This is a genomic window from Candidatus Accumulibacter sp. ACC007 (assembly GCF_907163205.1).
In the GTDB taxonomy this organism is placed as follows: Bacteria; Pseudomonadota; Gammaproteobacteria; order Burkholderiales; family Rhodocyclaceae; genus Accumulibacter; species Accumulibacter regalis.
The window spans coordinates 188,017-210,167 of the sequence record NZ_CAJQUD010000008.1; the positions used below are offsets into that span (position 1 = coordinate 188,017).

Here is a 22,151-nt window from a genome sequence, read left to right on the forward strand (position 1 = left end):
TGACTTTGGTGAAAAACTGCAGTGATAATCGGCGTTTTCGACGAAACACGCCTGTCCTGGGGAGGGTGAGTGGAATTTAGCATAAAAAGCGGTAACCCGGAGAAGCAGCGCAGCGCCTGTGTGGTGGTCGGGGTTTTCGAACCTCGCAAGCTGACGCTGGCCGCCGAGCTCATCGATAACGCGGCACGCAGCCATCTTTCGGACATCATTCGCCGCGGCGACATGGAGGGCAAGGCCGGCACCACCTTGCTGCTGCACAACGTCCCGGGGACACTTTGCGACCGTGTCCTTCTGGTCGGCCTCGGCAAGGAAAAGGAATTTGGCGATCGGGAGTACTGCGACGCGATTCGCAGCGCCGTCAGAACCCTAAACGAAACAGGCTCGTTTGACGGCACGGTCTTCCTCACCGAAACCAGCGTCCGCAAGCGCAGCGCCGCCTGGCGCGTACGCCAGGCGGCGCTGGTCGCACAGCAAACCGTCTATCGCTTCGACCAGTTCAAGAGCAAGAAGGATAAAGTCCGTCGCCCGCTGCGCAAGCTGACCTTCATTGTCGATCGCCGGAACGAACTGGCCGCCGCCGAAGAAGCGCTGTGCGAGGGGCAGGCCATCGCCGAAGGTATGTCGCTGGCCAAGGATCTTGCCAATCTTCCCGGCAACGTGTGCACCCCGAGCTTTCTCGCTGAAACCGCGCAGAAGCTGGCCGAAGAACACCAGATCGAGTGCCAGATTCTTGAACGCGAGGAGATGGCTGCGCTGGGCATGCACGCGCTGCTCTCGGTCGCGCAGAGCTCACACCAGGCGCCGAAGCTCATTGTCCTGCAGTACAAGGGTGGCAAGAGCGACGAGAAGCCGGTCGTCCTGGTCGGCAAGGGCGTCACCTTCGATAGCGGCGGCATTTCGCTCAAACCAGCGCCAGAAATGGACGAGATGAAGTACGACATGTGCGGCGCTGCCAGCGTACTCGGCACCATCAAGGCAGCGGCCCTGATGAAGCTGCCGCTCAACCTGACGGTGATCGTGCCGAGCACGGAGAACATGCCGGGCGGTGGCGCCAGCCGACCAGGCGACATCGTCACCTCGATGTCCGGGCAGACCATCGAAATCCTCAACACCGACGCGGAAGGCCGCCTGATTCTCTGTGACGCCCTGACCTACGCCGCACGCTTCGAGCCGGACACGGTGATCGACGTCGCCACCCTCACCGGCGCCTGCGTCGTCGCGCTTGGTCATGTCGCCACCGGCCTGTTCGCCAACAACGATACGCTGGCCCGGGAGCTGGAACACGCGGGTGACGAAGCGCACGACCGCGCCTGGCAAATGCCGCTCTGGAATGACTACCAGGAACTGCTCAAGAGCCCCTTCGCCGACATGGCCAATATCGGCGGCCGTTGGGGCGGCAGCATCACCGCCGCCTGCTTTCTTGCCCGCTTCACCAAGAAATACGTCTGGGCCCACCTCGACATCGCCGGCACCGCCTGGACGTCGGGAGCCGAAAAGGGGGCCACCGGACGACCGGTACCGCTGCTGATGCATTACCTGCTCAAGCGTGCCGGAAAACTCAAGTGACACAAATTTTCTTCTACCACAACGCTGCGAACCGCATCGGCACGACCGCCTTCCTCATCGGCAGGACCTTCGCGCAGAAGAAGGCCTTGCTGGTCTACGCGCCCGACGCCGAGATCGCGGCCGCGCTCGACCGACAGCTATGGGGGCAGCCGCCAACGGGCTTCGTCCCGCACGTCGGCGCCGACTCGCCGCTGGCCGCTCAAACGCCGGTTGTCATCACCCGCACGCTGGAGTCACTACCCCACGACGAACGGCTTTTCAACCTTTCCAGCGACGTGCCGCCGGGCTTTTCCCGTTTTACGAGCCTGATTGAAATCGTCGGCCGCGGCGATGAGGAACGCGCCGACGGCCGCAAGCGCGCCCGCTTCTACAAGGATCGCGGCTACGATGTCAGATATGTCGATTGCACAGGAAAGCACTGATGGCCGATGACGAAGACCTGCTCGACCGCGCCAATTCGCTGATCAACGCCGACGCCGGGGCAAGGCGCGACGAGCAGACCAACAGCGCGCGCCCGATGCGCCGGCGGCGCAGCTTCCTGGCCTCGGCAGATTCCGACCATGTGGACGGCAGCCGGCGCTTTGGCCACAGGGGCAGCGAAGACGATGATCTGCCGCTGTTGACGGATGTCGTCGTTGCGGTCGAGGCTGAACCCGAAACAAGCGTCGATGACATCGCTGCGAACCTGCGCCCGACGCTTGCCGCGGAGTTTGCGGAACTCATCGACCGACATCTGGCCGCGGCCTTGCCGGCACTGGTCGAGGCCGCCACTGCCGAGGCTGCCGAGAACTTGCGCCACGGTATCGAAGCGAGCATCGCCACTGCGGCAAGCGATTTCATTGCCCAGCGCGGGCAACTGCAACTGCCGCTGGAAGAGCCGGCGAGCGGCGAAGCCAAGCAGGAGCAGAAGTAGGAGTCGGGCGGATCGGCTTGGACCGGGTCAGCGTCACCGCGCGTCGTGGCCCGGAGCTGCAGCGCGATCCGGTATAATGCGCGCTCCTGAAATCCACCCTCACCCTCCTCCATGGAACTCGCCAAGAGCTTTGAACCGGCCGACATCGAGCGTCGCTGGTACCCCGAATGGGAAGCCAGAGGCTACTTCGGCGCCGGCCTCGCGACCGACAGACCCGAAGCCTTCTGCATTCTGCTGCCGCCACCAAACGTCACCGGCACCCTGCACATGGGGCACGGCTTCAACCAGGCGATCATGGACGCCCTCACCCGTTACCATCGCATGCGCGGCGACAACACGCTGTGGCAACCGGGAACCGATCACGCCGGCATCGCCACCCAGATCGTCGTCGAGCGCCAGCTGGACGGACAGGGGATCTCCCGGCACGACCTCGGCCGCGAGAAGTTTCTCGAGAAAGTCTGGCAGTGGAAGGAATTCTCGGGCAACACCATCACCCAGCAGATGCGTCGCCTGGGAACCTCGCCGGACTGGAGCCGCGAACGCTTCACCATGGACGCAGGCCTGTCGAAGACGGTCACCGAGACCTTCGTCCGGCTGTACAAGGAAGGCCTGATCTACCGCGGCAAGCGCCTGGTCAACTGGGATCCGGTCCTGCAGACGGCGGTCTCCGACCTCGAAGTGGCGCAGGAGGAAGAGCAGGGCCACCTCTGGCACATTCGCTACCCGTTGAGCGACGGTAGTGCGACGCTGACCGTTGCCACGACACGACCGGAAACGATGCTCGGCGATACCGCCCTGATGGTCCATCCGGACGACGAGCGCTATCGTCACCTGCTCGGCAAGATGGTCAGACTACCGCTTTGCGAGCGTGAAATTCCGATTATTGCCGACGCCTACGTGGACCCCGCCTTCGGTACCGGCTGCGTCAAGGTCACTCCGGCACACGACTTCAACGACTACGCAGTCGGTCAGCGGCACCAACTGCCGATGATCCCGATCCTGACACTCGACGCCCGCATCAACGAGAATGCGCCGGCATGCTACCAAGGCATGGATCGCTTTGCCGCTCGCCAGCAGGTCGTCGCCGACCTCGAAGAACAGGGTTTCCTGGACAAGGTCGAGCCACATACCCTGAAAGTGCCGCGCGGCGACCGCACCGGTGTGGTCATCGAACCGATGCTCACCGATCAGTGGTTCGTCGCCATGAGCAAGGCCGGTGCCGACGGCAGCAGCATCGCCGGCAAGGCTCTTGAATGCGTGGCCTCGGGTGAAATCAGGTTCTTCCCTGAAAACTGGGTCAACACCTACAACCAGTGGCTGAACAACATTCAGGACTGGTGCATATCGCGGCAATTGTGGTGGGGCCACCAGATCCCGGCATGGTACGGCGACGATGGGCGTATCTTCGTCGCCCATGATGAAGGCGAGGCCAGGGCCCAGGCCGACGAACAGGGCTATGACGGCCGGCTGAGCCGCGATCCGGACGTCCTCGACACCTGGTATTCGTCCGCGCTGTGGCCCTTCTCGACGCTCGACTGGACGCCGCAGTGGCCGGCGGAGACGAACAGCGCACTAGAACTGTATCTGCCGTCTACGGTGCTGGTCACCGGTTTCGACATCATTTTCTTCTGGGTCGCGCGAATGGTGATGATGACCCGCCACATCACCGGCAAGATCCCGTTCAAGCATGTCTACGTGCACGGGCTGATCCGCGATGCCGAAGGGCAGAAGATGAGCAAGTCCAAGGGCAATGTTCTCGACCCGATCGACCTCATCGATGGCATCGATCTCGACGCGCTGATCAGCAAGCGGACCAGCGGCCTGATGAACCCCAAGCAGGCGGCGCAAATCGAAAAGCGCACCCGCAAGGAATTCCCCGAGGGCATTCAGGCTTTCGGCACCGACGCCCTGCGTTTCACCTTCCTGTCGCTGGCCAGTCCCGGCCGCGACATCAAGTTCGACCTCAGCCGCTGCGAAGGCTACCGCAATTTCTGCAACAAGCTGTGGAACGCGACCCGCTACGTACTGATGCACACGGCTGACCAGGATCTCGGGCTGTCGGCCTGCACCCCGGAGAGCTGCTCGACGGCCCTGAGCTTCTCCTTCGCCGACCGCTGGATCGTCAGCAAGCTGCAACGCACCGAAGCCGAGGTCGCACAGCACTATGCCGATTACCGCTTCGACCTGCTGGCGCGCTCGGTCTACGAGTTCGTCTGGGACGAGTTCTGCGACTGGTACGTCGAACTGTCCAAAGTTCAGTTGCAGGGGGGCAACGAACAGGAAATTCGCGCCACCCGACGGACGCTGGCAAGAGTGCTGGAAACCGTCCTGCGCCTGGCGCATCCGCTGCTGCCATTCATTACCGAAGAACTCTGGCAGGCCCTGGCACCGATTGCTGGCCGCAAGACACACGACTCGGTGATGCTCGCTGCCTATCCACAGGCGCAGCCGGAAAAAATCGACCCGGTCAGCGAAGCGAGCGTCCAGCAATTGAAGGACCTGGCCTACGCCTGCCGCAACCTGCGCGGGGAGATGAATCTTTCGCCGGCGCAAAAGGTGCCCCTGCTCGCCAGTGGCGACAGCGCCACGCTGGCCACCTTCTCACCTTACCTGAAACCGCTCTGCAAGCTCTCGGAAATGCAGGTTGTCGACGACCTGCCCGCCGACGCCAGCGCACCGATCGCCATCGTCGGACGAACCAAGCTCATGTTGCAGGTTGAGATCGACGTCGCCGTCGAAGGCCAGCGGCTCGACAAGGAGATCGCCCGCCTGGGCGGCGAGATCGACAAGGCGAGAGCCAAACTCGCCAACGAGAGCTTTGTCGCGCGCGCCCCAGCGGCAGTTGTTGAACAGGAAAAGAAGCGTCTCGACGACTTCCTGGCAACGCTGGAAAAACTCGCCCCGCAGCGCGAACGCCTGCGCCGCTAACCCGGGTCGGCTTCAAGGACCACCGGCAGCAGGCCGCGCAAGGCGTTGCCGACGTACAAGGCCGGCGCCTGCAGCAAGTCCTCACGCCGCAGGACCTGCTCGACGGCACGTCCGGACTCGAGCAGCGTGCGCCGCATGACGCCTGGCAGTAGCCCGCAAGCCAGCGGCGGAGTCAGCAGCACGCCGTCGCGCTCGACGAAAACGTTGCTGCGCGCACCTTCACACACCTCGCCGCGGCTGTTGAGGAAGATCGCGTCGAACAGCGCTGGCCGCGCGGCGAGCCCCGCCAGCGTGCGGTCGTAGCGGGCACGCGCGGTGGTTTTGTGGCGCAGTAGATAGTCATCAGCAGGTAGCACTTCGCTAGCCAGGCACACCCGCCAGCTTTGCCCGGGTTCTTCGCGCAAAGCGGAGACCTCGACACGGCAGCTCCCGTTGTGTGCCAGGGTCAAGCGAACGCGAAACAATGCTTTGGGCCGCGCCGCCGCCTCGGCAGACAGCGCCGCCGCGACCTTGACCAGCGCGCAGGCGAACCCGAGGCTGCGTGCGGATGCCTGCAGGCGCTCGAGATGCAGGTCCAGCAGTGGATAGCCGCCTTCTTCAAGGCGCAGGGTCTCGACGAGTTCGAATCCCGGATCGAAGGCGGTCAGAAAGCTTGCTTTCAGCAGGCATTCCGCGTACTCGCGCTGCGCGTCGGAGTCAATCACGATACCACTGCCCACGCCTAGTCGAGCCTGGCCATGCGGGCCGGCCTCGACGGTGCGAATGGCGACGTTGAAGCGACAGTCACCGCCCGGCGCCAGCCAGCCAAGGGCTCCCGTGTACAGCCCGCGCGGCGACTCTTCAAGCTCGGCGATGCGCTGCATGGCTCTGATCTTCGGCGCCCCGGTGATCGAGCCGCAGGGAAACAGGGCGGCAAAGAGCTCGGTGATCCCAACGCCAGGCAAGTCTGCGGCGACGGTAGACACCATCTGCCACAGGGTCGGGTAGGCCTCCGCCGCACACAAGGCTTCGACTGTCACCTTTCCGGGCTGCGCCAGGCGCCCCAGGTCGTTGCGCAGCAGATCGACGATCATGATGTTCTCCGCCCGCTCCTTGGCCGACGCCAGCAAGGCCGCACGATTCGCCTGATCTTCCGGTGGCGTCCTGCCGCGCGGTGCCGTTCCTTTCATCGGCCGAGTGACTACGTGGTCGCCGACGCGCTCGAAAAACAACTCCGGCGAGAAGGAAAGGATGGCTTCGTCGCCGCTGCCGAGAAAGCCCCCATAACGAACCGGCTGTCGTTCGCGCAGGCGCGCATAGAGCGCCAGAGGATGTCCGTAAAACCCGAAAGTCAGCGGAAATGTGAGGTTGATTTGGTAGCAATCGCCGTCCCTGATCCAGCGATGAATCTGCCTGACCTGCGCGGCATACCTCGCCGCATCGACGGCGGGACACAAGTCCGCAATTCCCGCCACCTGCTGGTACTCGGGCAGCGCCGCCAGTTGCTCGGCAAGGAAGGCGGCGACGGCCGGCGCATCGAGCACTCGACCCTCGGCAAATACCCAGGCCCGCAACACCGGCCGGTCGCCGGGTGCCGCGGGCACTGTCGGCTCGAAGGATGCGCCGAGGGCGTAGTCGGCCGCCACAGCCAGCCACTGACCGGCCGCAAGCGCCGCTTCAATCGTGCTGAAAGCGGCGCCAGGGTCGCCGGAAGCCGCAAGGACAAAGGAGCGCTGGAAACCCGTCAGCAAGGCGGCACGGCCAGCGTCGCCATCGAACAGCGCGAACTGAGCGCCAGCCAGCATCAGTCAGCGAATCGACCGCGCGTGCCAGCCTGGCCCAGCGGCGCCGGCTGAAGCACTCCGTCGCACCAGCAGCGGACACTACTTGCGCTTGAGGTAGAACTCGAAAACCTGATTGCCTTCGGCGTTCGACAGCAGCTCGTTGCCGGTCTGTTTGGCGAAAGCCTGAAAGTCCTTGACCGAACCCGGGTCAGTCGCCAGGACATGCAGCACATCACCCGACGACATCTCGGACAGCGCCTTCTTCGTACGCAGAATCGGCAGTGGGCACTTCAGCCCTTTGACGTCGAGCTCGCGATCGCAATGCATGTTGTGGTCCAGAACAAAATCGAGGGCATATTCTAACCACTCTAACCGCCATTGCGCTTCTTCTCGCTGACCTCTTCCGCCAGCAGCTTGCGCAGGTCGCGCAGGCGAGCGTCGACCGCGGATTTCTCGAAAAAGTCGCCGTCACCAGCCTGTTGCGCGAACTGCAACTGTTCGACGGCAGCACCCAACTGCCCCAGCAACAGGTAGGACTCGGCCTGCGAACGGTGTTGCTGCAGGCGCTTGCCAAGCGCCGCAAAAGTCTTCGCCTGCAAAGCATACAGCTTGTAGTCTGCGCTGTAGAGCTGTAGCTGCGAGTCGAGAAACTTCAAGCTCTGCTCGTATTGCCGCCCCGCCAGCAGGGCGTCCGCGTAGCCATAAACTAATGCCTTGGACTGTGGATAGCGTTGCAGCGCGTCGCGATAGATCTTTGTCGCGCCGGCTTGATTGCCAGCGGCAATTTCGGTGCGTGCCGCCAGGCCGGCGATCATCGGCGATGAAGCCTTGAGCGCCAGCAGCGCGCCCAGCTCCTTCTGCGCGGCGGCGACATCCTTGGCCTGCAATAGCGAATACGCGAGCCCGTAGCGGATCGCCACCTCAGAAGCATATTTCTTTTCGCGCAGCAGCTTGCTGAACTCGCTAACCGCCTCGCCAGGCGTCGCCGCCTGCGCCCGCAGCTTGGCCCGCACCAGATGAAAATCAACGCTGTCGGCAACCTGACGGTAGGAAGCATCCTGCGACCTGTTCTGCATGTCGGAGATGCGCTCTACGGTCAGCGGGTGCGAACGCAGATAAACCGGAGCGTTGTTCTCGTACACCCGACCTGCCAGCTGCATGCGGCCAAAGAAGTCACCCATACCACGCACGTCGTAGCCGGCCTTGGTCAGCGTTTGAAAGCCGAGCCGGTCGGCTTCGCGCTCGAAGTCACGACTGTAGGCCAGTTGCGATTGAATCGACGCGGCCTGCGCCGAGGCGATCGCCGCAGACGCCACCTGCGAGTTTGAACGCGCAGCAAGAACACCAACGGCCATGGCGACCATGGTGGCGATCGAGCTCTGCTTTTCCCTGGCAATCTGCCGCGCGAGGTGATTCTGGCTCACGTGTGAAATCTCGTGGGCGATCACGCCGGCCAACTCGGACTCCGATTGCGCGGTAAGCAGCGTGCCGGTGTTGACCCCGATGAAACCGCCAAACATTGCAAAGGCGTTCACCGTGTTGTCACGAATCGCAAAAAAATAGTAATCGCCCGCCGCATTCGAACTCGCGGCGACCAGGCGGCCACCAAGGAGATTCAGGTAGTCATTGACCTCGGGGTCGTCAACGTAGCTCGGCTCGCGCACGCGTATGTCATTGAAAATCCGCTCTCCGATCTTGCGCTCAAGCTGCGGCGAGAGGTCAACCCGCGACGCGTCACCAAGCTCGGGAAGGCCATCGGCCGCAACCGGCGAGGAACTGCCCGCGAAAACCGCAAAGGTCAAGGACACTGCGGCACAAATCATTCTGCTCAAGACACCCCCCGGCCCGCCTCGGCGCCCGCCGACAAAGATTTGCTATGATACCCAATTGTGCTCTGGTGAATTGTCACCAAGCGTTACTAGGCGCCCTCGGCTGGTTGTCAAGTGATCCCCGCGACTGGCATCACCCCCATCAGCGACCCTTATGCCTCCCCTACCGCCTATGTCAGTCAGTCCACTTACTCATTTCAATTCACTGGGCCAGGCCCAGATGGTTGACGTCGGCGACAAGGCCGAGACCGCCCGCCAGGCATGCGCCGCCGGCAGCATCCTGATGCGCCCTGAAACCCTGCTTCTGATCGTCGACGGTTCGGCGAAGAAGGGCGACGTTCTCGGCATCGCGAGAATTGCCGCCATACAAGGCGCCAAGCGAACCTCCGACCTGATCCCCTTGTGCCATCCAATCGCGCTGAGCAAGGTTTCGGTCGACTTCGAGATCGACAGCGAGGCCAACACGGTACATTGCCTGACCCGGGCGGAGTGTGTTGGTCGCACCGGCGTCGAAATGGAAGCCCTTTGTGCCACCAGCATTGCCTTGCTGACCATCTACGACATGTGCAAGGCGGTCGATCGCGGCATGCGTATCGAGAACATCAGACTTCTTGAAAAAGTCGGCGGCAAGTCTGGCCACTGGACTGCAAACTGACGCCTGCCGACACAGCGCCGAAAGGCAAAAAGAACCCGCGAAAAAAAACCCGCCAGAGGCGGGTCCCTTATTGCACACCCAAAAAAATCAGGCGCGCGCGATATTCGATGCTTGCTTGCCCTTCGGGCCCTGCGTCACGTCGAAGGAAACCTTCTCGCCCTCTTTGAGGGTCTTGAATCCACCCATGGTGATCGCGGAGAAATGGGCGAAGAGATCTTCACTACCATCATCCGGAGTAATGAAGCCAAAACCTTTGGCGTCATTGAACCACTTAACTGTACCAGTTGCCATATTGCCACTTCCTTGAAAAAAGACTAAATCCGGGCGGAGCCCGACTTGCATGTTTCCAATTCAAACACTGCGCTGACGGATTTTCAGGAACGAAAACCGGCAGAACACAGCCCTGAACAAAAACATTCGACCTTTTTACGCCAAGTCAGGCGGATGCGTCAAGCGTTTTCATCGTCTGGCGCCTGCACAGCCGCCCCCGGCTACCGAGAATTGGTGACGGGTGGTATTGCGGATCCGGAAAGACTGGTTAGAATTCACGCATGGCAACACAGCATCAGGACAACTCTCTACTTCAAGCGCAGCGCACGCAGCTCAAGCCGCCACCACTTTACAAGGTCCTGTTGCTGAACGACGATTTCACACCGATGGATTTCGTGATTGTCGTTCTGCAGCGGTTTTTTGGGATGGATCGAGAACACGCGACGCGAATCATGCTCAAAGTTCACACCGACGGACGGGGCGTGTGTGGAGTCTATCCGCGCGACGTCGCGGCCACGAAAGTTGAACAGGTCACAGCCTTCGCACGAAGCAACCAGCACCCCCTGGCGTGCGTAATGGAGGAAAACTGAATGATTGCGCAGGAACTTGAGGTAAGTTTGCACATGGCCTTCGTTGAAGCGCGACAGAAGCGTCATGAGTTCATCACTGTCGAGCACCTCCTGCTCGCACTGCTCGATAACCCGTCGGCAGCCGAAGCCATGCGCGCCTGCGGCGCCAGCATCGAGCAGCTGCGCAAGGATCTGACCCGCTTCATCGGCGAACACACGCCAACCGTCGCTGGCGAGGACGAAATCGATACGCAGCCGACGCTCGGCTTCCAGCGTGTGATCCAGCGCGCCATCCTGCACGTCCAGTCGTCTGGTCGCAAGGAGGTCAACGGGGCCAACGTTCTTGTTGCGATCTTTGGCGAGAAGGACTCGCACGCGGTTTATTACCTGCAAAAACAGGGTGTGACCCGCCTCGACGTGGTCAATTTCATCTCGCACGGCATCAGCAGGATTCCACAGAGCACGCCACGCGGTGAGCCGGAAGTCGAACCCGAAGGCGAACAGCAAAGTGCTGCCGGGCCACTCGAAAGCTATACCATCAATCTCAACGCCCTGGCTCTTCAGGGCAAGATAGACCCGCTGATCGGTCGCGACCGGGAACTTGAACGGGTCATCCAAACGCTATGCCGTCGGCGCAAGAACAACCCCCTGCTGGTCGGCGAAGCCGGGGTCGGCAAGACAGCGATCGCCGAGGGGCTGGCGCGGCGAATCGTCGAGTGCGATATTCCCGAAATTCTCGGCAAAGCAAACGTTTACTGCCTCGATATGGGATCTCTGCTCGCCGGCACCAAGTATCGTGGCGACTTCGAACAGCGCCTGAAGGCCGTTCTCAAGCAACTCAGCGAGAATCCACAGGCAATCTTGTTCATTGACGAGATCCATACCTTGATTGGTGCCGGCTCGGCCTCGGGCGGCACCCTCGACGCGTCCAATCTGCTCAAGCCGGCGCTGTCTTCAGGACAGCTGAAGTGTATCGGCGCAACCACCTACAACGAATATCGCGGTATTTTCGAGAAAGACCACGCGCTCTCGCGGCGATTCCAGAAGATCGACGTCAACGAGCCGTCGAGTGCCGAAGCGGTAGACATTCTCAAGGGCTTGAAATCCCGCTTCGAAGCCCACCACGGCGTCAAGTACTCGGCCGCCGCGCTGAGTTCGGCGGTCGAGCTGTCGGTGCGCTTCATCACCGACCGTCACCTGCCGGACAAAGCGATCGACGTCATAGACGAAGCCGGCGCCGCGCAGCGGATCCTGCCCAAGTCGCGGCAGAAAAAGATGATTGGCAAAGTCGACATCGAGGAAATCGTTGCCAAGATTGCACGTATCCCGTCGACGCACGTCTCAGCAGACGACCGCAACAACCTGCGCAACCTCGACCGCGATCTGAAGGCTATCGTCTTTGGTCAGAATGCGGCGATCGACGCGCTGGCCAGGGCCATCAAGATGGCTCGTTCGGGCCTCGGCAACCCGGCCAAGCCCATCGGCAGCTTCCTTTTTTCGGGCCCCACCGGCGTCGGAAAAACGGAAGTCGCCAAGCAACTTGCGTACTGCCTCGGTAACGAGCTGATACGCTTCGACATGTCCGAGTACATGGAGCGGCACGCGGTTTCGCGGCTGATCGGCGCGCCACCGGGCTACGTCGGCTTCGACCAGGGCGGCCTGCTGACCGAAGCCGTTACCAAGAAACCCTATAGCGTTCTGCTCCTTGACGAGATCGAAAAAGCGCATCCGGACATCTACAACATCCTGCTGCAAGTGATGGATCACGGCACGCTTACCGACAACAACGGCCGCAAGGCTGATTTTCGCAACGTGATCATCATCATGACCACCAATGCCGGCCAAGAGGCAATCCAAAAAACGACAATGGGCTTCACGGCATCGCGGCAGGCGGGCGATGAAATGATCGAGATCAAACGCATCTTCACGCCCGAGTTTCGTAACCGGCTCGACGCCACGATTTCCTTCAAGTCGCTCGATCACGAAGTCATCCTGCGGGTCGTGGACAAGTTCCTGATGCAGCTCGAAGCGCAGCTGCACGAAAAGAAGGTCGAAGCCATTTTCACTGCAGCGATCAAGGCCCATCTGGCTACGCACGGCTTTGACCCGATGATGGGCGCGCGTCCGATGGCACGTCTGATTCAGGACACCATCCGCGCTTCGCTGGCTGACGAGTTGCTGTTCGGCCGGCTATCGCACGGGGGCCACGTCACCGTCGACCTCGACGAAGACCAGAAAGTGAAACTGATTTTCGAAGAGGCGTCCGAGGCCATTGCCTGATCATGGCAGGCCGTGACGGCCCCCACGCGACAAGCACGCCGCTCGTCGAACAGCTGCAAACCAAGCACACGAGGCACGCACAATGAGTTTCAAGACCGCCGATCTCCTCGACGACAACGAAAGCAAGGTTCACGATGAAAGCGTTCGCGTCGTGACGCCAATGTTCAATCCGTACGGCGGGCAAAGCACGTTCAGTGGCGAGATCGTCACTCTGAAGGTCTTCGAGGATAATTCTCTGGTGCGTGCAGCGCTTGCCGAGGATGGTGAGGGAAAGGTTCTGATCATCGATGGTGGCGGCTCCCTGCGCTGCGCGCTGGTCGGCGATCAGCTGGCCATCCTGGCGCACCAGAACCGGTGGAATGGAATTGTCGTTTACGGTTGCATCCGCGATTCGCATGACATAAGCGGAATCAAAATTGGGGTGCGTGCACTTGACACGCACCCGTTGAAAAGCATCAAGAAGGGCATTGGCGAACGAGATCTGGCGGTAAGCTTTGGCGGCGTGACCTTCAGGCCCGGAGACTGGATCTATGTCGATGACGACGGCCTGGTTGTCAGCGACCAGCCACTGACTTGAACGGCGCGAGGACCCGCCAGCGGTTGACGCTGAACATTTCCCGCAAGCGCGACAGTTGCGTGAGCGCGCACGTGGCGGCGTCTCTCCCGCCGCGACAGTGATCGATGCCAAGCGCACCAACGCGCCGCCACCCTTGCTTGGCCGGCCAGAGTACGGGCACTGGATGTGCTGCTGAAGACCGGAAATACCTGGTCCCGCGCCCGTATCGGCACTATTGTCAAGACCGCACCGACGAATTGACCAGAGGGGCGACACGGAAGATACTTCGCCTGCCAGCGATCGTGGAGTTGCCAAGAGAATCGGAGATAAGTTGTGACCACTGCCATTGACCTGCTCAAAGCGATCCGGACAGGCCGCCTGCAAGAGGTACGAGCCCTGCTCGACGCCGGGACCTCGGTCGAGATAGATGACGGCCGGGGAGATCCCGGCTTACCGCTGGGTGTTGCATGCTTCATGGGGCATGTCGATATCGTTCGGGAACTCATCAGCCGCGGCGCAAAAGTCAATACAGCAGACAACGGCCAGCTTACCTCGCCCTTGTCGATGGCCCTTCGTGGTCGCCGGACCGAAGTTGTGAAGGCACTGATCGAACTGGGGGCCGATGTCCCACCTGGGATGGCGACCGGGCTGACCGACCAGGAAATGCTGATCGCGCGCTGGCGCGGGCGCCACTATGGCGCGACGAGCACCAGCGAGGCAGCAGAGTCGAGCGACGAACACCCGGTTTTCGAGGAAATCGAAATGATCCGCTGCTACGGCACGGACACCTCCGTCCTCGATGCCGACCTGATCCGTGCGGCACGCGACATGGACAAGAAGTAGCGGCACAGATCCCGCCCGCGACTGCTATCCCGGAGCGGCGATGGCGAGTGAACACGCTGTACGCTGACCGCTGACCGCGCGCGAGTGTGGAAATGGCTGCAGCCAGTGCGCGGCGCACTGCATTCCAGGGCAGATGGCCAACGCGGAAAGCGCGCGGTTCTGGCGCCGGCGTGAAGCGCAGGCCTTACTCGTCTGGCTGAACGGCGGCGCCAACAGCCTGGTCACGAGCAGCGCGATCACCGTCCGGCTCGACCGGCAAGCGGAGCGCCCGAGGGTCGCGATGCTCACCGAAGCGCTGGACGAGTACTGCCGCGAGAGCGCCCCTCGGTCAGCTATGCTGCGAACGCTGGAAAGTGACCCTGGCGGGACGCGTCTTCGCACCAGAAATCCCTTGAGCATAGGCATGAAGCATTTCGCACACGACAATCACGTTCCGCAATGCGAAAACGTGACGACAAGGGGCTGTTTTGTTTCGACAAAAAATATATCTTATGTCTTATATAAGACCATTGCGAGCATTAGCAAAGGCCGTTATACTGGATGCCATTGGTTACCCGCTGTCGAGCCTCCGACCCCTTGCTGCTTCGACCCCCGGGCGCCACTCTTGTCGCAACCGCACTTCCTAATTTTGGAGAGCCAATCATGAGTACCAAAGAACAGCAGATCGCCGAACTCGAAAAAGACTGGGCCGAGAATCCCCGCTGGAAGGGCATCAAGCGCGGCTACTCGGCTGCCGATGTCGTGCGCCTGCGAGGTTCCTTCCCTATCGAGTACACCGTCGCCCGTCGCGGCGCCGAGAAGCTGTGGAACCTGGTCAACAACGAGCCCTTCGTCAACTGCCTCGGCGCGCTCACCGGCGGCCAGGCGATGCAACAGGTCAAGGCCGGTGTCAAAGCGATCTATCTCTCCGGCTGGCAGGTTGCCGCCGACAACAACTCCTACGCGGCGATGTACCCCGACCAGTCGCTGTATCCGGTCGACTCCGTACCCAAGGTCGTCGAGCGCATCAACAACTCATTCCGTCGTGCCGATGAAATCCAGTGCTCAAAAGACGTCGGTCCTGGTGACAAGAGCTACATCGACTATTTCGCGCCAATCGTCGCCGATGCCGAGGCCGGTTTTGGCGGTGTGCTGAACGCTTTCGAACTGATGAAGGCGATGATCCGCGCGGGCGCAGCCGGCGTGCACTGGGAAGACCAGTTGGCTTCGGTCAAGAAGTGCGGCCACATGGGCGGCAAGGTCCTGGTGCCGACGCAGGAAGCGGTCCAGAAGCTGCTCGCCGCGCGCTTCGCCGCCGACGTCTGCGGCGTACCGACCCTGGTCATCGCCCGTACCGACGCTGAAGCAGCCGACCTGCTGACCTCCGATTGCGACGACAACGACAAGCCCTTTGTCACCGGCGAGCGCACTTCGGAAGGCTTCTACAAGACCAAGAAAGGTCTGCAGCAGGCCATCTCGCGCGCCGTCGCCTACGCCGAGTACGCCGACCTGGTATGGTGCGAGACCGGTACGCCCGATCTGGAATTCGCGCGCCAGTTTGCCGAAGCCGTGCATGCCAAACACCCGGGCAAGATGCTCGCTTACAACTGCTCGCCATCGTTCAACTGGAAGAAGAACCTCGACGACGCAACGATCGCCAAATTCCAGAAGGAACTCGGCGCGATGGGCTACAAGTACCAGTTCATCACCCTCGCCGGCATCCACAACATGTGGTACCACATGTTCGATCTGGCGCAGGACTACGTCAAACGCGGCATGACCGCCTACGTCGAAAAAGTCCAGGAGCCGGAATTCGCGGCACGCGATCGCGGCTACAGCTTCGTGTCGCACCAGCAGGAAGTCGGTACCGGCTACTTCGACGACGTGACCACGGTCATCCAGGGCGGCACCTCGTCAGTGACCGCACTGACCGGCTCGACCGAAGAAGAGCAGTTCCACTAAGCGACAAGGGCAGGCAAAAAAACCGCGCGCGAGCGCGGTTTTTTTTTGCCTCGCTTTCAGCACCGCTGTCTGGCGGGCAGCCGCGCGCAGCACGTTCTTACCGCCGATCCGCGACATCGGTGTCGGAAAAGACATTACGACAGGGTGGTGTAAACTGATCACTCGAACAGCAAAGTACGCAGCGCGTGACTCCGACTACAAGCCGCCGATGAACGATGACTTCTGACGCTGATCGCGTCGACCTCGACCTGACCGGTAGCGCCATCCAGAAGGCCAGCGCCTCGGCGCTGGCAATGGTCTTTGGTCAAGCCATCGTCGCCGTGATCGCCTGGCTCTACGTCTCGCAGGTGATCGCCCTGCTGATCCTGACGACGGCGATACTTGTCGCCGGCTGGCGGCGCGCCCTGCACCACAAGTGGCCACTGATGTCCTCGACCGCGACGGGCTTCCGGCGCGCGCGCTTGAGCTTCCTGGGTATGGTCAGCGTGCTGGCAACGATCAACGTGCTCAGCATTGCGACGGTCTATCCGCAAGTACCCGCGCAGGCGGCAGCGCTGGTTCTCATCGTCCTTCTCGCCGCGCTCACCGTCGCCGCCTTGTTTCTCACCCTTGTCAGGTGGGCACTCCTGCTCTGGCTTCTGCCCCCCTTGTTGACCACGATGATCGTTTCACTGCTCCAGGGTGACGGCCACGGCTACGCCCTGGCCGCCGTGGCGCCCGTTTACGGGCTGATCACTGCCCGCGCTGCACGCGACCAGCTCGCGGCGGCCACTGCCGAGATTCGGCAACGGGTCGCTCTCGAAAATGCCGCCACGGCGCTGGCATTGGCCAAACAACAGGCCGACGACGCGAACTTGGCCAAGTCGCGCTTCCTGGCGACCATGAGCCACGAGATCCGCACGCCAATGAACGGCATGATCGGCACGCTCGATCTGCTGGCCAACTCCCCACTGACGGCGACGCAAGAGCGGTGGGTGCATACAGCGGTGTCTTCCAGCCACGCACTGCTCGAGGTCATCAACGATGTCCTCGACCTGTCGTCGATCGAGGCCGGAAAGCTGCGGCTTCGCGAGGAGGAGTTTTCCCCTGCTGCTGTCGCCGAGGCAGCCGTAGCCCTCTTTTCGGCAGCTGCGGCGGGCAAGCGCGTGCGCTTGTTTGCCACCCTGGCACCAGACCTCCCGCGACGATTGATCGGCGATGCGGCGCGCACCCGGCAGATTCTGCTTAACCTGCTGGGCAACGCGCTCAAGTTCACCGAGCGCGGCGAAATCTCGCTCTCCGTAAGGAAGGAAGACGCCGCCAGCGACGATCAGTCGCCGATGATGCTGTTTACCGTCCGCGACACCGGAGTCGGCATTGACGAGAAATGGCACGCAGCTCTCTTTGAGCCATTCTGCCAGGGCGACCAGTCGAGCACCAGGCAGCATCAAGGCACAGGTCTGGGCCTGGCGTTGGTAAAACAGCTCGTCGACGCCATGGGCGGTAGCATTGGCTGGCACAGCAGCACTGCAGCCGGAAACAGTGGATCGACTTTCCTCGTCCGAATTCCTTACCAGCAGCCTCTGGCGAACGATAAGGAGCAGCCAGATGTCGAGCCGGCGGCGCTCGCGGCCTCCGCCACGGCAGCAAAGGAAGACCTTCCCGCGCGCTTGGCAAGCCGAACGGCTGCTTCCTCACTTGTCGGAAAACTGCTGCTGGTCGACGACAACGCGATCAATCGCCTGGTCGGGAACGGCATGCTTTCGTCACTAGGCTTCACCGTTGTTGAGGCAACCCAGGGCGAAGAGGCGCTCGCTACGTTGGCATCGGATTCCTTCGCGCTGGTCCTGATGGATTGCCAGATGCCGGTCTTGGACGGCTTCGAGGCCACTCGCAGGATTCGCCAGCGCGAGGCCGCACTGGGCCTGCCGCGAATTCCGGTGATCGCAGTCACGGCCAACGCTTTCGAAGGGGACGCCAAAGCCTGCTACGCGGCAGGAATGGACGGCTACCTGGCAAAGCCCTTTACGCTGTCCCAGCTCCGCAGCACCGTCGAGGCTTTCCTGAACAAGCGTTAGGGAACCTGCACTTCGCCTGCGACCGGCGGAGCCTTGGCCAGCGCTCCCGAAAGTGCCTTCGACACACGCGTTTCGCGGCACTTGACGCCCGGCGCCCGTAGCCCTGCACTCCGGGCGCTCACGTCCCAAACCTGATCAAAATCCCGCCCCCCTCCGGCAATGGTCGTGCGCTGCGACACGACGCCATGGAGCGGTGGCGTCAGTCGCCCCGTGCCCGGCAGTAGGAAACTGTCAGCTTTCTTTACAGCGACAGCGGGGAACATAAAAACGACCTTATAAACCAACCTGTAACCCTATGATTCCATAAGCCTGGCTTATGTTCCGGCATGGTCCTTGCTTATCTCTGATTGACAAAACTGGCGGGTTTCCGGGCGAAGACCGGGCGAGCGCCACAACTTTCCACCTCCCGGGGATTTCTTGGTTGAGCGCCGCAGGCGCTGCGCTAGGCCACTGAACTGACTGGGATTTTTTAACCAAGTCGCTGGCGTTTTGCTGTCCTGGAACTGCGCATGCGCTTGTCGCCAGCACGGATTCCGTAGACTACTTTCGCTCGGCGCCTCCATCGTCGGCGGGCGGCAAGGGCCGCCATGCACCTGGCCGGCGAACGTTCTGGCGACGATTGTTTGGCGAGGCACAAACCCATGACGTTCATAAGCAGGCTTTCTACCGCTGTCCGCCCGAGCGCATTGCCGTACCCCGATGGTGACCACGATAGTTCCGAAAAACCGCTGCCCCGAGCAGCTTTTGCGCGACTCACTTAGCCGATGAAAACGCTCACTTCCCCCCCGCCAAGCGATCCAGCGAAGAGCATCGACCGATCGCCACCGCCTTTTCCACGCTACCTGAACGAGATTCGCGAGCATGGCCTGTCCGCCGAGGATGGCAAGGACACTGCCCCCTACGCGTCTCCGTCGCAGACAGTCTGCACGCTTGCCGGCCCCCTTTCCGAAAACCACTCCCCTGATCCGGTAACCCCCATGACCACGAAAGTCTGTGTCAAGTGCAAGCAGGAAAAGCCGCTGCTCGAGTTCCACAAGAACTCGCGCAGTGCCGATGGCCTGCATTCCTACTGCAAGGAGTGCAACCGTGCGCAGGCACTAGCGCACATCAAGGCCGAGAAAGCGCGCAAAGCCCTGCTGAGAGCTGCGAAGAAGGCTGCCGCCACCTCTAAATGAACGGCGGACGGCGCTGGGCAGCCCGGCAAGCAAGCACGCCCTTGGCCGGGAATTCTTGCCCGGTGCCACGGCACTTCACCGGCTCGCCGCCAGAAGTCGATTACTCGCGCAGCGAGCTCCACCGCAAGGCATGCGTGCCAGGGGTTCAATGGCCGAGCCCCCAGTACTGCGGATTGCCGAAAGTCGTCTTCAAGCGGTCAATGAACAAGCGTACGCGCAGTGGCAGATGGCGGCGTTGCGGGAATACCGCGTAAATGCCCACCGGCGGTGCTGCATAGTCGTCGAGCAAGGAAACCAGTCGCCCGCAGCGCAGGTCGTCACCCACTTCCCATACTGATCGCCAGGCCAGGCCCTTGCCGGCCAGTGCCCACTCGTGCAGAACCGCGCCATCGTTGCACTCGAATGCTCCCGACACTTTGCGCTGCACGACCTCTCCGGCCGGTGTTTCGCGCAAGGTCCAACCACGCTGCTGGTCAAGCGACAGGCAGTTATGCACCGCCAGATCGGCAGGATCCAAGGGTTGCCCGTGCCTGGCCAGATAAGCGGGACTGGCTACCACCACCCGCCGCATTTCGCCGAGCTTGCTGCTGGCCAGACTCGAATCCGCCATTTCGCCGATACGCACTGCACAGTCAACGCCCTCGTTCAGCAGGTCGACGACGCGATCGCTGAGGTCCAGCCGTACGCTGACGCCGGGGTTCTCCTCAATGAAAGCGATCACCTGTGGCGCCACGTGCCGCCGTCCGAAACCCGCTGGCGCTGAAACCTTGAGGTGACCGCTGGCACGAATGCCACCAAGAGAAACCGCCGCTTCGGCATTCGCCAGTTCATTGATGATGCGTTGGCAGTCTTCGAGAAAGGCCTGTCCCTCGAAGCTCAAGGACAGCCTTCGCGTCGTGCGCAGCAGCAACTTGACGCCAAGGCGCGCCTCGAGCGCGTCAAGGCGGCGTCCGATCACCGCGGGAGTGACGCCCTCCACCCTGGCAGCCGCCGACAGGCTGCCGCGCGTCGCCGAATCAACAAAGGCACGAATTTGCTTGAGATGATCCACGTGGCCGATTACATACCGGAAGTAAAAGATCATTTGATTCTAATCGGTCTTCTCTTTCAATGCTGCGTCTAATAGAATCGGTGCACTGCATCATAAACCTTCGACAGGAGCCACCACATGAGCCTCAATCTGCCCGCTGGAATGGAAATCAACGCCCCCATCAAGCCCGGTTACGAAACCATCCTGACTGCTGAAGCGCTGGCTCTGGTCGCCAAACTGCACCGTGCCTACGAAGGCATCCGCCAGGAGTTGCTGCAGGCGCGCATCGACCGCCAGGCGGCGATCGACGCGGGCGAAATGCCCGACTTCCTGCCTGAGACCAGGAATATCCGCGAGGGCGACTGGAGCGTTTCCCCGCTGCCCAAGGCACTCGAGCGGCGGCGCAGCGAAATCACCGGTCCGGTCGAAGCGAAGATGGTCATCAACGCCTTCAACTCCGGCGCCGACTCGTACATGGCCGACTTCGAAGACTCGAACAGCCCGAAGTGGGACAACCAGATTCAGGGCCAGGTCAACCTCTACAAGGCCATCCGGCGCGAGCTGTCGTTCGTCAACGAAGCCGGCAAGGAGTATCGGCTCAACGACAAGGTCGCCACGTTGCAGATTCGTCCGCGCGGCTGGCACCTCGACGAGAAGCACGTGACCGTCGACGGCCGACGCGTTTCCGGCGGCATCTTCGACTTCGCGCTGGTCTTCTTCCACAACGCCAAAGAGCAGATCGCGCGCGGCGCCGGCCCCTTCTACTACCTGCCGAAGATGGAGTCGCACCTCGAAGCACGTCTGTGGAACGACATCTTCGTCATGGCTCAGGAGCATGTCGGCCTGCCGCGCGGCACGATCAAGGCGACGGTCCTGGTGGAGACCGTTCTGGCGACCTTCGAGATGGAAGAAATCCTCTACGAACTGCGCGAACACTCGGCAGGTCTCAATGCCGGCCGCTGGGACTATATTTTTTCATGCATCAAGAAGTTCAAGAAGAACCCGGACTTCTGCCTCGCCAACCGTGCCGCGATCACCATGGAAGTTCCCTTCATGCGCAGCTATGCGCTGCAACTGGTCAAGATTTGTCACTCACGCGGCGCACCGGCGATGGGTGGCATGAGCGCACTGATTCCGATCAAGAACGATCCGCAGGCCAACGAAAAGGCACTCGCCGGCATCCGCCACGACAAGGCGCGCGATGCCAAAGACGGCTTCGACGGCGGCTGGGTCGCCCACCCTGGCCTGGTCTCGATCGCCGCCGAGGAGTTTCAGAAAGTGCTCGGCGATCGCCCGAACCAATGGGAAAAACAGCGCCACGAGGTGTTTACCGCGGCCGACTTCCTCGACTTCCAGCCCTCGCAACCGATCACCGAAGCGGGCGTGCGCAACAACATCAACGTCGGTATCCACTACCTCGGTAGCTGGCTCGCAGGTAACGGTTGCGTGCCCATCCACAATCTGATGGAAGACGCGGCAACAGCCGAGATCTCGCGCTCGCAAGTCTGGCAATGGGTGGTGTCCCCGAAAGGCGTTCTCGACGATGGCCGCAAGGTTACCGCCGAAATGGTGCGCGCCATGATTGCCGAGGAACTGGCGAAGGTGAAGGCGGCGGTCAGCGAACAGGGTGAAGACACCGCCACCTACGACCAGGCGGCGGTGATCTTCGACAAGATGTCGCTGAGCGCCGAGTACCCCGAGTTCCTGACCCTGCCGCTGTACGAAGCGATGGACTGAGGGCGGCGCGAAAAGCTCCCTGAAACGGCGCCGTGCGTA

At 61.8% G+C, this 22,151-nt stretch carries 18 protein-coding genes; 13 read left to right on the plus strand and 5 right to left on the minus strand.

Going from position 1 to position 22,151, the window contains the following annotated elements:
- Nucleotides 1-69 precede the first annotated feature (69 nt).
- The 4 genes from QZ634_RS16995 to QZ634_RS17010 all read left to right on the plus strand — a co-directional run bounded on the left by QZ634_RS16995 (nt 70) and on the right by QZ634_RS17010 (nt 5,407).
- A complete protein-coding gene (locus QZ634_RS16995) occupies nt 70-1,566 on the plus strand; it encodes a leucyl aminopeptidase (RefSeq protein ID WP_291990447.1) in 1,497 nt (498 codons plus the stop codon).
- Nucleotides 1,563-1,988 carry a DNA polymerase III subunit chi gene (locus QZ634_RS17000; RefSeq protein ID WP_291990449.1) on the plus strand — a complete coding sequence of 142 codons (426 nt, stop codon included), beginning with the start codon at nt 1,563-1,565 and terminating at the stop codon, nt 1,986-1,988. Before QZ634_RS16995 ends, QZ634_RS17000 begins: the two co-directional genes overlap by 4 nt.
- Nucleotides 1,988-2,479, plus strand: coding sequence for a hypothetical protein (locus QZ634_RS17005; RefSeq protein ID WP_291990451.1), 492 nt, complete (start codon nt 1,988-1,990; stop codon nt 2,477-2,479). The genes QZ634_RS17000 and QZ634_RS17005 overlap by 1 nt, the downstream gene beginning before the upstream one ends.
- Nucleotides 2,480-2,590: 111 nt before the next feature.
- Entirely contained in the window at nt 2,591-5,407 is a 2,817-nt protein-coding gene (locus tag QZ634_RS17010; protein ID WP_291990453.1) for a valine--tRNA ligase, read from the plus strand.
- On the opposite strand, the gene pabB is transcribed toward QZ634_RS17010, so the two are convergent.
- From pabB to QZ634_RS17025, 3 genes are all read right to left on the minus strand, one after another.
- Entirely contained in the window at nt 5,404-7,191 is a 1,788-nt protein-coding gene (gene pabB / locus QZ634_RS17015; RefSeq protein ID WP_291990455.1) for an aminodeoxychorismate synthase component I, read from the minus strand. The two genes, QZ634_RS17010 and pabB, sit on opposite strands and share 4 nt — an antisense overlap.
- Nucleotides 7,192-7,269: 78 nt before the next feature.
- Nucleotides 7,270-7,497 carry a sulfurtransferase TusA family protein gene (locus QZ634_RS17020; RefSeq protein ID WP_291990457.1) on the minus strand — a complete coding sequence of 76 codons (228 nt, stop codon included), beginning with the start codon at nt 7,495-7,497 and terminating at the stop codon, nt 7,270-7,272.
- A gap of 41 nt (nt 7,498-7,538) precedes the next feature.
- Nucleotides 7,539-8,993 (minus strand): M48 family metalloprotease, encoded by a 1,455-nt coding sequence (locus QZ634_RS17025; protein WP_291990684.1) that lies wholly within the window; start codon nt 8,991-8,993, stop codon nt 7,539-7,541.
- Between the two features lie 178 nt (nt 8,994-9,171).
- Between QZ634_RS17025 and moaC the strand changes: the two genes are divergently transcribed.
- Entirely contained in the window at nt 9,172-9,654 is a 483-nt protein-coding gene (gene moaC / locus QZ634_RS17030) for a cyclic pyranopterin monophosphate synthase MoaC (RefSeq protein ID WP_291990459.1), read from the plus strand.
- Between the two features lie 87 nt (nt 9,655-9,741).
- Here moaC and QZ634_RS17035 read toward each other — a convergent pair whose 3' ends face one another.
- A complete protein-coding gene (locus QZ634_RS17035) occupies nt 9,742-9,945 on the minus strand; it encodes a cold-shock protein (RefSeq protein WP_042335273.1) in 204 nt (67 codons plus the stop codon).
- A gap of 260 nt (nt 9,946-10,205) precedes the next feature.
- On the opposite strand from QZ634_RS17035, the gene clpS reads away from it, so the two are divergent.
- From clpS to QZ634_RS17070, 7 genes are all read left to right on the plus strand, one after another.
- Nucleotides 10,206-10,514, plus strand: coding sequence for an ATP-dependent Clp protease adapter ClpS (gene clpS / locus QZ634_RS17040; RefSeq protein WP_043564044.1), 309 nt, complete (start codon nt 10,206-10,208; stop codon nt 10,512-10,514).
- On the plus strand, nt 10,515-12,773 hold the full coding sequence (gene clpA, locus QZ634_RS17045) for an ATP-dependent Clp protease ATP-binding subunit ClpA (protein WP_291990460.1): 2,259 nt from the start codon (nt 10,515-10,517) through the stop codon (nt 12,771-12,773). It abuts the gene before it with no gap.
- An 82-nt stretch (nt 12,774-12,855) separates the two neighbouring features.
- The gene (gene rraA / locus QZ634_RS17050; RefSeq protein WP_291990463.1) at nt 12,856-13,350 is read left to right on the plus strand and encodes a ribonuclease E activity regulator RraA; all 495 of its coding nucleotides are present in this window, start codon (nt 12,856-12,858) and stop codon (nt 13,348-13,350) included.
- 312 nt (nt 13,351-13,662) lie between these two features.
- A complete protein-coding gene (locus tag QZ634_RS17055) occupies nt 13,663-14,172 on the plus strand; it encodes an ankyrin repeat domain-containing protein (RefSeq protein ID WP_291990465.1) in 510 nt (169 codons plus the stop codon).
- 642 nt (nt 14,173-14,814) lie between these two features.
- Complete coding sequence (aceA, locus tag QZ634_RS17060; RefSeq protein ID WP_291990467.1) at nt 14,815-16,113, plus strand: isocitrate lyase; 1,299 nt, start codon at nt 14,815-14,817, stop codon at nt 16,111-16,113.
- Between the two features lie 215 nt (nt 16,114-16,328).
- Complete coding sequence (locus QZ634_RS17065) at nt 16,329-18,170, plus strand: response regulator (protein ID WP_291990469.1); 1,842 nt, start codon at nt 16,329-16,331, stop codon at nt 18,168-18,170.
- A 977-nt stretch (nt 18,171-19,147) separates the two neighbouring features.
- Entirely contained in the window at nt 19,148-19,345 is a 198-nt protein-coding gene (locus QZ634_RS17070) for a hypothetical protein (RefSeq protein WP_291990471.1), read from the plus strand.
- 145 nt (nt 19,346-19,490) lie between these two features.
- Here the strand turns inward: QZ634_RS17070 and QZ634_RS17075 are convergent, their stop codons facing one another.
- A complete protein-coding gene (locus QZ634_RS17075) occupies nt 19,491-20,396 on the minus strand; it encodes a LysR family transcriptional regulator (RefSeq protein WP_291990686.1) in 906 nt (301 codons plus the stop codon).
- A gap of 117 nt (nt 20,397-20,513) precedes the next feature.
- Between QZ634_RS17075 and aceB the strand changes: the two genes are divergently transcribed.
- Nucleotides 20,514-22,112, plus strand: a complete 1,599-nt coding sequence (aceB, locus tag QZ634_RS17080) for a malate synthase A (protein WP_291990473.1) — start codon at nt 20,514-20,516, stop codon at nt 22,110-22,112.
- The last annotated feature ends 39 nt before the right edge of the window (nt 22,113-22,151 follow it).